Here is a 13,344-nt window from a genome sequence, read left to right on the forward strand (position 1 = left end):
CGAAAACGGCGGCCCCATGACGAGGCCGCCGTCGCGTTCCAGACTGTAGGAGCGGCGCGAGCCGCGACCGCGACAACGCGGCTATGACGCAAGCGCCGCCGCGAGCGGATACTCCGCGGTCGCGACTTGCGTCGCTCCTACAGGGAGGGGCCGCAGCAGCGCGGCCACTCGGGGGATCGATGCTTCACAGCATCGGCAGCTTCAGGCCCTGCTGCTTCGCGCACTGCTGGGCGATCTCGTAGCCCGCATCGGCGTGACGCATCACGCCGGTGCCCGGGTCGTTCCACAGCACCCGGGCGATGCGGCGGTCGGCCTCTTCGCTGCCGTCGCAGACGATCACCACGCCGGAATGCTGCGAATAGCCCATGCCGACGCCGCCGCCGTGGTGCAGCGACACCCAGGTCGCGCCGCCGGCGACGTTGAGCATGGCGTTGAGCAGCGGCCAGTCGCTGACCGCGTCGCTGCCGTCCTTCATCGCTTCGGTCTCGCGGTTGGGCGAGGCCACCGAGCCGCTGTCCAGATGGTCGCGGCCGATCACCACCGGCGCCTTGAGTTCGCCGTTGCGCACCATCTCGTTGAACGCCAGGCCGAGCTTGTGGCGCAGACCCAGGCCGACCCAGCAGATGCGCGCCGGCAAGCCCTGGAAGCTGATGCGCTCCTTGGCCATGTCCAGCCAGCGGTGCAGATGCGCATCGTCGGCGATGATCTCCTTGACCTTGGCGTCGGTCTTGTAGATGTCTTCCGGATCGCCGCTGAGCGCGACCCAGCGGAACGGGCCGACGCCGCGGCAGAACAGCGGGCGCACGTAGGCCGGCACGAAACCGGGGAAATCGAACGCGTTCTTCAGGCCTTCGTCGAACGCCATCTGGCGGATGTTGTTGCCGTAGTCGACGGTCGGGATGCCCTGTGCGTGGAACGCCAGCATCGCCTCCACGTGCACGCGCATCGACTTCTTGGCCGCGTCGCGCACGCCTTCGGGATCGGTCTTCTGCTCGTCCAGCCAGCGCTCGACGCTCCAGCCGATCGGCAGGTAGCCGTGCACCGGGTCGTGCGCCGAGGTCTGGTCGGTCACGCAGTCCGGGCGCACGCCGCGCTTGACCAGCTCCGGCAGAATCTCGGCGGCGTTGCCCAGCACCGCGATCGACTTGGCCTCGCCGGCGGCGGTGTACTTGGCGATGCGCGCCAGCGCGTCGTCGAGGTCCGTCGCCTGCTCGTCGACGTAGCGGGTGCGCAGACGCATGTCGATGCGGCTCTGCTGGCATTCGATGTTGAGCGAGCACGCGCCGGCCAGCGACGCGGCCAGCGGCTGCGCGCCGCCCATGCCGCCCAGGCCCGCGGTGAGGATCCACTTGCCCTTGAGGTCGCCGCCGTAATGCTGGCGGCCCATCTCGACGAAGGTTTCGTACGTGCCCTGGACGATGCCCTGCGAGCCGATGTAGATCCAGCTGCCGGCGGTCATCTGGCCGTACATCATCAAGCCCTTCTTATCGAGCTCGTTGAAGTGCTCCCAGGTGGCCCAGTGCGGCACCAGGTTGGAATTGGCCAGCAGCACGCGCGGCGCGTCGGCGTGGGTCGGGAACACGCCGACCGGCTTGCCCGACTGGATCAGCAGGGTTTCGTTGTCTTCGAGTTCGCGCAGCGACTTGAGGATCGCGTCATAGCAGTCCCAGTCGCGCGCGGCGCGGCCGATGCCGCCGTAGACCACCAGCTCGGCCGGGTTCTCGGCCACGTCCGGGTCCAGGTTGTTCTGGATCATCCGGTAGGCGGCTTCGCTGAGCCAGGACTTGCAGGTCTTGTCGCTGCCGCGCGGGGCGCGGATCGTGCGGGACGGGTCTTTGCGGTTGTTCGCTGCGGACATGGCGGTTTCCGTGATGCGAGTGAGGCGGAAATTATCGCGCCGGGTTCGCGCCCCCCACCAGCGCAGCGGGACCGCGCAGGCCGCCGGCGGGGCGGTGCGGCGCACGAAACTGTCGCGCCAGGGCCGAAATGTTTACGCTGTACACATGAACCCGCCCGCCACCGCCGAGCGCATCGTCCAGGCCGCGCGCGCCCTGCTCGCCCGCGGCGGCGCGCAGGCGGTGAGCATGCGCCGGGTCGGCGAAGCGGTCGGGCTGACGCCGATGGCGATCTACCGCCACTTCCCCAACCGCGAAGCGCTGCTGCAGCGCGTGGCCGACGACAGCTTCGACGAGATCGCCCACCACTGGACCGCGCGCAAGCACGGCGGCGACGTGGTCGCGCGGCTGCGCGCCACTCAGCGCATCTACCTGGATTACGCGCTGGCCTATCCGCACCTGTTCGATCACGCCTTCTCGCTGCGGCGCGAGCGCGCGCGGCGCTATCCCGAAGACTTCCGCGCGCGCCGTTCGCCGACCTTGAACGTGGTCGCCGACGTGGTGGCCGAGGCGCAGCAGGCCGGCCGCCTGCGCGGCGGCGACGCCTGGGACATCGCGATGACGCTGTGGGCGCACACCCACGGCCTGATCGCGCTGTACCGCGCCGGCCGCTTCAGCTTCGACGAACGGCAGTTCCGCGAGTTCTACGAGGCTTCGCTGGGGCGCTTGCTCGACGGCTTGCTGGCTTGAACGCACGGCGCCGCGTCGCTGCGACCCCGCAGCCGGGCGCGCGGCGGCGAAACCCGCCGAAACCTGACAAAAAAGCGCCCGGCCGAAGCCGGGCGCGAGGACGGCGCGGACGCGAATCCGTGCCGGAAGGGATGCGGTGGGACGCTCAGCGCAGACGCGGATCGAGCTTGCGCAGGGCCTGGCCGACATCGGTCTCGCCGGTGCGCTCCAGATCCTTACGGTCGTAGCTGCGGCCGTAGCCCGCACAGGCCGGCTTGCCGCGCGAGCTGGCCTGGATGCGCGAACCGGTCTGGGTGAGGCAACGCGGGTCGTTGCGCGCCGCCTGCGCGGCGGCGGGGTCGGCCTGGACGCCGGCTTGCGCGCCGGCCTGTGTATCCGTCTGCGCAGCTTCGACGCGCGCGTCGGCCTGCGCCTGCACGGTCTGCGCCGAAGCGGCGCCGGCGCCGAGCGCCGCGGCCAACGCGGCGATGCAAACGATGTTACGCATGGGACACCTCCCGAAGGGCTGCGATGGCGAACGGTCCGATATGCGAGGCCTGCGATTTCCGCAGCGGTGCTGGGTTGGGATCGCTGGATTGCGAACGGCGCGATTGCGGACGGTTCGACTTGCGAATCGCTCGATATCCAAGCGATCCAGCCTGCCAACGGCCCATCGCGCGAACCCTTCGCCCCGGTTTCAGCGGACCCGGCCACCATACGCCCGCCCCGCCCCCGCGGCGGCGAGGGCGCGCAGGCCGTTTAAGCCGTCGTCAGCGTCGCGGGCAGTCCTCGCGGCGCCCGCGTTCGAACGCCATCGCCTCGGCCTCGGTGGCCGGGCGCGGCGCGATGCCGTCGTCGAACAGGATTCGCCAGACGCCGTCGCCGTCGCGGTGCCAGACCGATTGGTACTGGCCGATCAGATAACGCGGCTGCGCGCCCGGCTCCAGCCGCTGGTACAGCGCCGGCCCGGTCGACCAGGCGACGTCGCCGACCCCGCCGATGGTCACGCGCTGCGGATACCAGCGCAGGCGCAGGCCCTTGCCGGCGATCAGCCCGGCCCATTCGGCGGCGATCGCCTCGCGCCCGCGCGTGGGCTGCGGCCGGCCGGCGCCGAAAGCGGCCTGCGGATGCAGGAACGCGGCGAACCCGGCGGCGTCGTGTTCGGCCAGCGCGCGGGCGAAACCGAGTTCGCGCGCCCACACCGCGCATTCGTCGGCGCTCAGTTGCGACGGCGCGGCGGCGCCGGCCACGGGCTTGGCGGCCTCTTCGGCGAATGCGAATCCAGACAAGCCCGCCAGGCAGGCGGCGACGACAACGGCGACACGGCGCATGACGGACCTCGCGGCAGAAACCCCGCCGCCACTATCGGCCCGCGGCGATGCGCACGCCAGCGACTGAAGTCATGCCGCGCCCCGGCCGACCCGGCGCCGGCCCAACGCCGTGCCGACCTTGGCGGCCCGCCGCGCGGCCGGCGCGCGCGACGGCCGACACCGGCTCGACATGCGCCGCGGCTATCATTTTGCGATGCATTCGATCGCCCCCGCGGCCCGCGCCGCCTTGCTCGCAGTCCTCGTGTCCCTTGCCGCCTGCGCTACGCGCACGCCGCAGACGCCGCCGCACGCCCCTTCCCGGGCCGACACGCCGCTGCTGCTGATCTCCATCGACAGCTTCCGCGCCAGCTACCTCGAACTGGGCCTGACCCCGAACCTGCAGCGCATCGCCGACCAGGGCGTGCGCGCGCAGTGGATCAACCCGTCCTACCCGACCCAGACCTTCCCCAACCACTACACCCTGGTCACCGGCCTGCGGCCGGACCACCACGGGGTGATCCACAACACCATGCGCGACCCGGACCTGGGCCGGTTCAGGGTGTCCGATCCCAACGCGATCGGCGAAACGCGCTGGTGGGACGGCGGCGAGCCGATCTGGATCGGCGCGCAGAACGCCGGCCTGCGCGGCGCGACCATGCTGTGGCCGGGCGGCGAAGCGCCGGTCCGCGGCCAGCACGCGAACCGCTCGCGCGCGTTCGATCCGAAAATCACCGAAATCGCGCGCGTCGAGCAAGTGCTGGAGTGGCTCGGCGAGCCGGCCACCACCCGCCCGCACGTGACCGCGCTGTACTTCGACTCGCTCGACAAGGAAAGCCACGACTACGGCCCGAACTCGCCGCAAGCGCGTGCGGCGATGCAGCGCATCGACAGCGCGCTGGGCCATCTCACCGATGCCCTGGCCGCGCGCGGCGAACTCGACCGGGTCAACCTGATCGTCGTGTCCGACCACGGCATGGCCGAGGTTCCGGTCGGCCAGCGCATGGCGGTGGAAGACATCGTGACGCCGCAGCAGGCGGTGGTGACCTCGGTCGGCCAGTCGATCGGCGTCGCCCCGAACCCGGGCTTCGAAGCGGAAGTGGAAAAACGCCTGCTCGGCCGCCACGACCACTACCAATGCTGGCGCAAGGGCGAGCTGCCGGCGCGCTGGCATTACGGCACCCATCCGCGGATCCCGGCGATCGTCTGCCAGATGGACGAAGGCTGGGACGCGATCGAAGGCGAGGTGCTGAAGAAGTCGCCGAAGAACCAGACCCGAGGCTCGCACGGCTACGACCCGGCGCTGCCATCGATGCGCGCGATCTTCATCGCCCGCGGCCCGGCGTTCCGCCAGGGCGCGACGATCCCGGCGTTCGACAACATCGACGTGTATCCGCTGCTGGCGCGCTTGCTCGGCATCAAACCGGCGAAGAACGACGGCGACATCGCGCCGCTGCTGCCGGCGTTGAAAGACCCGCGGGCGCAGAAAAAGTAACAAGCGCAACTGTTGCCGCGACAACGACGTCGGTCGCGCCTCGCGTTGCCGATCCGATCGGCGTAGCGCTTGCACGGTTGACGTTTGTCATCGCATGCGGATTCAGTGACGCCGATACTGCTTCTTGCGCAGGCGACGGCGCTAACTTGCACGCGGGCACTCCAGGGACCTCCACTGCGCGCCCCGCAGAGCAAGACCCGGCCCGGCCCGTCTCCCCCGACGGCCGGGCCGTTTGCTTTCATGCCGTCGCGACAACCGACGACGATGCCGCGGTAGCTCCCTGTAGGAGCGGCGCAAGCCGCGACTGCGCCACTGCGCCAACGACGCATCGCGCCTACTCCGCCGTCGCCGATGAGCACGATTGCCGCTGTATCAACAGGTAGTGCCGCTGCATCGATAGCTAAGGTTCGTCGCCGCTGAATCGACGCAGTCGCGGCTCGCGCCGCTCCTACAGGGAGCGACAGAAACTGCCGCGACGAACGCCTGAACCGGCCCGTTTCGCGCCGATTGCGTTGATGTCCGAATCCGGCGAGTCCCCCTCCCGGCCCGATGCTAGGCTGCCTGCATGGACGCCCCCGCCCTCCCCGCTCCCGATCCTTCGCTGCCGCCGCCGCAGGTGTGCGAGCAGGCGCGCATCAGCCGCGATCCGCGCTTCGACGGCTTGTTCTTCGTCGCCGTCACCAGCACCGGCATCTATTGCCGGCCGGTGTGTCCGGCGCCGACCGCCAAGAGCGCCAACGTCAAATATTTCGGCCACGCTGCGGCCTGCGAAGCCGCCGGTTTCCGTCCGTGCCTGCGCTGCCGCCCCGAGCTGTCGCCGGCCGAAGGCGCGTGGCGGCGCGGCGATGCGGCGGTGGCGCGCGCGCTCAAGCTGATCGACGAAGGCGCGCTCGCCGACGGCCCGCTGTCGGCGCTGGCCGAACGCGTCGGCCTGGGCGAGCGGCAGCTGCGCCGGCTGTTCGTCGAACGCCTCGGCGCGCCGCCGATCGGCGTGCACGGCACGCGCCGGCTGTTGTTCGCCAAGCAGTTGCTGACCGAAACCCGGCTGCCGATCACCCAGGTCGCGCTCGCCGCCGGATTCGGCAGCCTGCGCCGCTTCAACGCGGTGTTCCTGGAGGCCTACCGCATGGCTCCGCGCGATCTGCGCCGGCGTCCGAACGAATCGCCCGCGAGCGAAGGCGACGGCGATGCGCTGGTGCTGCGCCTGGGTTATCGCCCGCCGTACGACCTGAGCGCGATGCTCGATTTCCTGCGCGGCCGCGCCCTGCCCGGCGTCGAGCACGTCGACGAGCGCAGCTACAGCCGCGCGATCGGCCCCATCGACGCGCCGGGCTGGCTGCGGGTGAGCGCGTGGCCGTCGGACCAGCGCGGCCGCCAGCACGCGCTGAAACTGGAGCTGCACGGCGCCGCGCCGTCGCGGCTGCTGGAAATCACCAACCGCCTGCGCCGCATGTTCGACCTCGACGCCGATCCCAGCGCCATCGGCGCGGCGCTGTCGGTGGATCCGCGCCTGCGCGAGCTGGTGGCCAGGCGCCCCGGCCTGCGCCTGCCCAGCGGCTGGGACGGTTTCGAGATTTCGGTGCGCGCGATCCTCGGCCAGCAAGTCAGCGTCGCCGCCGCGCGCACGCTGGCCGCGCGCGTGGCGCAGCGTTTCGGCCAAGCCCTGCCGCAGCCGTTCGGGCCGGGGCTGACCCATCTGTTCCCCACGCCGGTTGAGCTGGCCGAGGCCGATCTGGCCGAAATCGGCCTGACCCGCGCCCGCGCCGACACCGTGCGCACCGTCGCCCGCGCCCTGCTCGACGGCCGCGTCGACTTCCGCGCCGAGCGCACCCTCGACGACTTCGTCGCGCGCTGGGTCGCGCTGCCGGGCATCGGCCCGTGGACCGCGCACTACATCGCGATGCGCGCGCTCGGCCATCCCGACGCCTTCCCGGCCGACGATCTGGTCCTGCAAAAAGCCCTGCCCGAAGACGGCGTGCGCCTGAGCGCCAAAGCGCTGAACGCGCGCGCCGAAGCGTGGCGGCCGTGGCGCGCCTACGGCGTGATCCACACCTGGCGCGACAGCATGCCGGCGCCGGTGGCGTTGAAAACGCCAGCACGCGCTGCGGCCGTCGGCAAAGACAAAAAAACGAGGAAAGCCGCATGAGTTCGCCGATCCGCCTCAAGCGCGGCGAGGTGCGCTATCAGCACATCGACAGCCCGGTCGGGCGGCTGCTGCTGGTCAGCGGCGGCGACGGCCTGCGCCTGATCGAATTCGAAGAGCCCTGGCACCCGGCGGCGATGGACGAGCAATGGCGCGAAGGCGACGACGAAGTGCTCGCCGCGACCCGCCGCCAGCTCGGCGAATACTTCGTCGGCCGGCGCCGCGACTTCGAGCTGCCGCTGGCGCCGCACGGCACCGCGTTCCAGCTGCAATGCTGGCGCACGCTGGCGCTGATTCCCTACGGCGAGACCTGGAGCTACGGGCAGATGGCGCGGCATCTGGGCCAGCCGACCGCGACGCGCGCGGTCGGCGCGGCGAACGGGCGCAATCCGCTGCCGATCGTGCTGCCCTGCCACCGCGTGATCGGCTCCGACGGCAGCCTGACCGGCTTCGGCGGCGGCTTGCCGGTGAAAAAGCATCTGCTGATGCTGGAAGGTGCGCTGCACGAAGCGCCGAAAGTGGCCGACTTGTTCGGCGGTTGAGCTCCCCCTGTAGGAGCGGCGCGAGCCGCGACTGCGACATCGCAGCTACGCCGAAACTTGCGCAGAAGTTGCGTTGTCGCAGTCGCGGCTCGCGCCGCTCCTACAGGGAGATCGCCGGCTTCGGCCTCAGTCGGTCAGCAGCGCGCGCAAGGTCTCGCCGTAGCGCCGCGCGATCGCCTCGCCATCGCGATGGCGGCCGTCGGCCACCACCCGCTCGCCGGCGACGAAGACCTCGCGCACCAGGTTGCGGTTGCCGCTGAACAGCCAGCGGTCCACGTAGTCGCCATCGGTCGCGCCGGCGAAGATCGGGGCGTCGCGATCCAGCACCAAACGGTCGCCCGCCAACTCCGCGGCAGCGAAACCGGTCGAACGCGCAGCGCTCGCGGCGACGCCGCGCAGCAAGGTCTCGCCGACGCTGTCAGACCCGTCCGCGCCGACGCTCACCGCGATGTTGCGCCGGCGCGTGGCCAAGCGCTGCCCGTATTCGAGCCAGCGCAGCTCTTCCACCGGCGACACCGAGATGTGCGAATCCGAGCCCACGCCCCAATGGCCGCCGGCGTCGAGGTAGTCGCGCAGCGGGAACAGGCCGTCGCCGAGGTTGGCCTCGGTGGTGGTGCAGATAGCCACGGTCGCGCCGCTGCGCGCGATGCCCTGCACTTCGCCGTCGTCGAGATGGGTCGCATGCACCAGGGTCCAGCGCTCGTCCACGGCCGCGTTGTCGAGCAGCCAGCGCACCGGCCGCGCGCCGCGCACCGCCACGCAGTCCTCGACCTCGGCCACCTGCTCGGCGATGTGCACGTGCACGCGGCTGTCGCCCGGCAGCGCCGCCAGCACCTCGCGCATCGGCGCCGGCGGCACCGCGCGCAGGCTGTGCAGGCAGCAGCCCACGCGCAGCGTCGCATCCTGTTCGACGCGCAGGGTGTCCAGCAAGCGCAGGTAGGCATCGACCTCGTGGCCGAAGCGGCGCTGGCGCTCGCCCAGCGGGCGTTCGTCGAAGCCGCCGGTCATGTACAGCACCGGCAGCAGGGTCATGCGGATGCCGGTGTCGCGCGCGGCGGCGATCAGCGCGCGCGACATCGCCGCCCGGTCGGCATAAGGCCGGCCATCGGGCGCGTGATGCAGATAATGGAATTCGCAGACGCTGGTGTAGCCGGCTTCGAGCATCTCGACGTACAGCTGCGCGGCCACCGCATATAGCGCCTCGGGGGTAAAGCGGGCGGCGAAGCGGTACATCGTCTCGCGCCAGGTCCAGAAGCTGTCGGCGGGGTTGGTCTGGCGCTCGGCCATGCCCGCCATCGCGCGCTGGAAGGCGTGCGAATGCAGGTTGGCGATGCCCGGCACGATGCGTTCGCCGGACGCGTCGCCGCGCCAGCCTTGCGGGGTCCACACGGAATTCGGAGCGGTAGCGTTCATGGCGGGCATTCTCGCCTGCGCCGCGGCCGAGGAAAACCGTCGCGGCGGCGCTTTGCCGAAGCCGGCCGCCCGGCGCGCCGCCCGCGGCACGATGCGCCGGCGTACACAGCCGGCCGCGGCCGCAGCCACTAGAATCGCGGCCATGACGTCCTCATCGCACTCCACCGACCGCTTGCCCGACGACGGCCGGCCCTACGACGGCCTGATCCTCGGCGCCTCGCTCGCCACCCTCGACGCCGGCGCCGGCTACGGCGAAATCGCCGACGCCGCCCTGGCCTGGCGCAACGGCCGCATCGCCTGGCGGGGCCCGCGCTCGCAGTTGCCCGCGCCGCCCGAGGGCTTGGCCGCCCAGGTGATCCAGGCCCAGGGCTGGATCACCCCCGGCCTGATCGACTGCCACACCCACCTGGTCTTCGCCGGCGACCGCGCGCGCGAGTTCGAGCTGCGCCTCAACGGCGCCAGCTACGAGGAGATCGCCCGCGCCGGCGGCGGCATCGTCTCCAGCGTGCGCGCGGTGCGCGAAGCCGACGAGGACGAACTGCTGCGCCAGTCGCTGCCGCGCGCCCGCGCCCTGATCGGCGACGGCGCCACCACGCTCGAGATCAAATCCGGCTACGGCCTGGACTTCGACAACGAACGCAAGATGCTGCGGGTGGCGCGGCGCCTGGGCGAACAGCTCGGCGTGCGCGTGCGCACCACGTATCTGGCCGCGCACGCATTGCCGCCGGAGTACCAGAGCCGCGCCGACGAGTACATCGACGCCGCCTGCGCCTGGTTGCCGCGGCTGCACGCCGAAGGCCTGGTCGACGCGGTCGATGCGTTCTGCGAAGGCATCGGCTTCAGCCCGGCGCAGACCACGCGCATGTTCGAGGCCGCGCGCGCGCTCGGCCTGCCGGTCAAGCTGCACGCCGACCAGCTCAGCGACCTGGGCGGCGGCGCGCTGGCGGCGGCGTTCGACGGGCTCTCGGCCGACCATGTCGAGCACACCTCGCTGGACAGCGTGCGCGCGATGGCCGCGCACGGCACGGTCGCGGTCCTGCTGCCCGGCGCGTTCCACGTACTGCGCGAAACCAAGCTGCCGCCGCTGGACGCGTTCCGCGAACACGGCGTGGCGATGGCGGTGGCGACCGACTGCAACCCGGGCACCTCGCCGCTGCTGTCGCTGCGCCAGGCGATGCAGCTGTCGTGCACGCATTTCAAACTGACCCCGGAAGAGGCGCTGCGCGGCGCGACCGTGCACGCGGCCAACGCGCTGGGGCTGACCGACGCCGGCGCGCTGCGGGTCGGCGCGAGCGCGGACTTCGTGCTGTGGGATATCCGTCATCCGGCCGAGCTGTGTTATTGGCTCGGCGGGCGGCTGGCGCAGCGGGTGTTCTGCGCGGGGCGGCAGGTCGCTTGATCGCTGCTGGCGCGTAGCAGCGGCCTCGACATCGCGCTTGCGACGTATGCGAGGTTTCGCGGTCGCGGCTTGCGCCGCTCCTACAGGTAGGCCATACAGTCCGGCTTCGCTCGTACCCGCCCGATCGCCGGATCGCCGGATCGCCCCCTGTAGGAGCGGCGCGAGCCGCGACCGCGACAACACGATTACGACGAAAGTCGCGGCGTAGTTGCGTTGCCGCGGTCGCGGCTCGCGCCGCTCCCACAGGTAACCCAGTCCGTCCGACCCCGCTTCGTCGCTGCACCGCCACAACCCGCACCGCGGCGCTGTTGTACGCTGGCCCTCCCGCGCGCATCGATGCGCGCCGCGCCCATCCCGGAGGACCCGTGCGGATCGCCGCTCTCGCTTTAGCCCTCGCCCTGTCGACGCCGGCCGCGCAGGCCGATCAACCCCTCAGCGCCGGCCAGCGCTTCGCCCAGGACGCGATCATCGTCGACACCCACATCGACGCGCCGAGCCTGCTGCTGCGCGAGTGGGCCGACCTCGGCCTGGACGCGCCCAAGGTCGAGTTCGACTACCCGCGCGCGCGCCAGGGCGGGCTCGACGTGGCCTTCATGTCGATCTACACCTCGCCCGGCGAGGACGCCGCCGGCACCGCCACCCAGACCGCGCACACCCAGATCGACGCGGTCGAGGCGATGGTCGGCCGCCGCCCCGAGCAGTTCGCGGTGCTGCGCTCGCCCAAGGATTTCGAACGCTTGAACGCGCACAACCAGCGCGTGCTGCTGGCGCTGGGCATGGAGAACGGCGCGCCGATCGGCGCCGACCTGTCCAAGCTCAAGCTGTTCTTCGACCGCGGCGTGCGCTACATCACCCTCGCCCACAGCGAGGACAACCGCATCAGCGATTCGTCCTACAGCCGCAAACACACCTGGAAAGGGCTGAGCCCGTTCGGCGGCAAAGTCGTCGACGAAATGAACCGGCTCGGCATCATGGTCGACGTCTCGCATTTGTCCGACGATGCGGTGCGCGCGGTGCTCGCGCGCAGCAAGGCGCCGGTGATCGCCAGCCATTCGGGCCTGCGCCATTTCACCCCCGGCTTCGAGCGCAATCTCAGCGACGAACTGGCCAAGGCGATCGCGGCCAAGGGCGGCGTAGTCCAGGTGGTGTTCGGCAACGCCTTCGTCGACCCGGCCTCGGCCGCCGACACCCAGGCCTATTTCGTCGCCAGCGCCAAGTTCGAGCAGGAACAGGCGGCAGCGCGCAAGCGCGGCGAGACGCCGAAATCCTCGCAGGCCTTCGACAAGGAATGGGAAGCCGCGCATCCGCCGCGCGCGGTCAAGATCGACGCGGTGCTCGATCAGATCGATTACGCGGTGAAGCTGCTCGGCGCCGACCACGTCGGCATCGGCTCGGACTTCGACGGCGTCAGCGGCGCGCTGCCGCAAGGGCTCAAGTCGGTCGCCGACTATCCCAACCTGATCGAAGGGCTGAAGGCGCGCGGGCATTCGGACGAAACCATCCGCAAGGTGCTCGGCGCCAATCTGCTGCGGGTGTGGAGCGAGGTCGAGGCCAAGGCGGTGCGTTCGTGAGCGCTTCCGCCGCCGGCCCCACGTTCGCCCTGCTCGAGGCCAATCCCGGCGGCTCACCCGCCGGCCACCTGCGCTTCGAGGACGAGAACGGCGAAACTTATCTGGAGCCGTTCGACCTGGTCGAGACCTTGGCCGAAATCCTGGCCGCGCTCGGCCAGCGCGCGCACGTCTACGACAACGGCTGGATCGAGATCGGCGACGACGGCCTGTTCGCGTTCCCGCAACTGGTCGAGTTCACCGAGCTCGACGGCGGCACCATCCGCACCGCCAGCACCATCCAGTGCAATCACCCGCAGCTGTTCCCGCAGGGCTTGTTCGAATACCAGCACGCCACCGGCGAGAACTTCGACGCCTCGATCAAGCGCGGCCTCGACCAATGGGCGCGCACCGATCTGATGGCGCTGCTGGACGCGGCGCGGCCGGAGCCGGAGCACTGCATGAGCATGCGCATGGAGTTCGGCGGCGAAAACGGCGCGCCGCTGCGCAAGCGCCGGGTCGTGTTCGGCCCGGTCGCGCATTTCGGCCGCGCCGAGCAGGCCGAAGCGGCCGGCGCCTGCGCGGTCGACGGCGAGGAGGACGGCCACGATTTCTGCCCGTGCTGTCTGTTCACCAATTCGCTCGACGCGTTCCAGCCGTTGCTGGACGCGCAGGGCGTGTTCGCGCTGCGCCTGTTCGCCTCGCGCGACCACGAGGACGGCGAATGCCAGGCCGATTGCCGGGTCAACGGCGAAGACTGGCCTCAGGGTCTGGACGGGCTGCGCGCCTACGCCGCCGCCTGGCCGACCGCGCCGGGGCAGACGCTGGAATTCCGCAAGCAGTACGTGGTGGTGCAGGACGCGCCGGAGTAAGGCGCGCCGCGGCGGCCCGAAAAAAAAGCCCGGCGCGAGCCGGGCTTTTTCGTTGCAGGTGC

Annotated in this window: 11 protein-coding genes; 7 read left to right on the forward strand and 4 right to left on the reverse strand. The window is 71.0% G+C overall.

Annotated features, from left to right (window positions below; all coding sequences use genetic code 11):
* Positions 1-184: 184 nt before the first annotated feature.
* Entirely contained in the window at positions 185-1,858 is a 1,674-nt protein-coding gene (gene hutU, locus BLU84_RS05550) for a urocanate hydratase (protein WP_074863807.1), read from the reverse strand.
* A 145-nt stretch (positions 1,859-2,003) separates the two neighbouring features.
* Between hutU and BLU84_RS05555 the strand changes: the two genes are divergently transcribed.
* Complete coding sequence (locus BLU84_RS05555) at positions 2,004-2,585, forward strand: TetR/AcrR family transcriptional regulator (RefSeq protein ID WP_074863809.1); 582 nt, start codon at positions 2,004-2,006, stop codon at positions 2,583-2,585.
* A gap of 145 nt (positions 2,586-2,730) precedes the next feature.
* On the opposite strand, the gene BLU84_RS05560 is transcribed toward BLU84_RS05555, so the two are convergent.
* Positions 2,731-3,072: a hypothetical protein gene (locus BLU84_RS05560; protein WP_074863811.1), complete on the reverse strand. Its 342-nt coding sequence runs from the start codon at positions 3,070-3,072 to the stop codon at positions 2,731-2,733.
* Between the two features lie 262 nt (positions 3,073-3,334).
* A complete protein-coding gene (locus BLU84_RS05565; protein WP_083382347.1) occupies positions 3,335-3,895 on the reverse strand; it encodes a YybH family protein in 561 nt (186 codons plus the stop codon).
* Between the two features lie 193 nt (positions 3,896-4,088).
* Here BLU84_RS05565 and BLU84_RS05570 point away from each other — a divergent pair, with 193 nt between their 5' ends.
* The 3 genes from BLU84_RS05570 to BLU84_RS05580 all read left to right on the forward strand — a co-directional run bounded on the left by BLU84_RS05570 (position 4,089) and on the right by BLU84_RS05580 (position 8,051).
* Positions 4,089-5,366: an alkaline phosphatase family protein gene (locus BLU84_RS05570; protein ID WP_074864663.1), complete on the forward strand. Its 1,278-nt coding sequence runs from the start codon at positions 4,089-4,091 to the stop codon at positions 5,364-5,366.
* A 565-nt stretch (positions 5,367-5,931) separates the two neighbouring features.
* On the forward strand, positions 5,932-7,512 hold the full coding sequence (locus BLU84_RS05575) for a DNA-3-methyladenine glycosylase 2 family protein (protein ID WP_074863813.1): 1,581 nt from the start codon (positions 5,932-5,934) through the stop codon (positions 7,510-7,512).
* Positions 7,509-8,051 (forward strand): methylated-DNA--[protein]-cysteine S-methyltransferase, encoded by a 543-nt coding sequence (locus BLU84_RS05580; RefSeq protein ID WP_074863815.1) that lies wholly within the window; start codon positions 7,509-7,511, stop codon positions 8,049-8,051. Before BLU84_RS05575 ends, BLU84_RS05580 begins: the two co-directional genes overlap by 4 nt.
* Before the next feature lie 126 nt (positions 8,052-8,177).
* Here BLU84_RS05580 and BLU84_RS05585 read toward each other — a convergent pair whose 3' ends face one another.
* Entirely contained in the window at positions 8,178-9,464 is a 1,287-nt protein-coding gene (locus BLU84_RS05585) for a formimidoylglutamate deiminase (RefSeq protein ID WP_083382348.1), read from the reverse strand.
* Between the two features lie 142 nt (positions 9,465-9,606).
* Here BLU84_RS05585 and hutI point away from each other — a divergent pair, with 142 nt between their 5' ends.
* The 3 genes from hutI to BLU84_RS05600 all read left to right on the forward strand — a co-directional run bounded on the left by hutI (position 9,607) and on the right by BLU84_RS05600 (position 13,282).
* Positions 9,607-10,863 (forward strand): imidazolonepropionase, encoded by a 1,257-nt coding sequence (gene hutI / locus BLU84_RS05590; RefSeq protein WP_074863818.1) that lies wholly within the window; start codon positions 9,607-9,609, stop codon positions 10,861-10,863.
* 365 nt (positions 10,864-11,228) lie between these two features.
* The gene (locus BLU84_RS05595; RefSeq protein ID WP_074863820.1) at positions 11,229-12,434 is read left to right on the forward strand and encodes a dipeptidase; all 1,206 of its coding nucleotides are present in this window, start codon (positions 11,229-11,231) and stop codon (positions 12,432-12,434) included.
* On the forward strand, positions 12,431-13,282 hold the full coding sequence (locus BLU84_RS05600; protein ID WP_083382350.1) for a DUF6348 family protein: 852 nt from the start codon (positions 12,431-12,433) through the stop codon (positions 13,280-13,282). The genes BLU84_RS05595 and BLU84_RS05600 overlap by 4 nt, the downstream gene beginning before the upstream one ends.
* The last annotated feature ends 62 nt before the right edge of the window (positions 13,283-13,344 follow it).

The sequence above is a fragment of the Lysobacter enzymogenes genome (assembly GCF_900106525.1).
Taxonomy (GTDB): domain Bacteria; phylum Pseudomonadota; class Gammaproteobacteria; order Xanthomonadales; family Xanthomonadaceae; genus Lysobacter; species Lysobacter enzymogenes.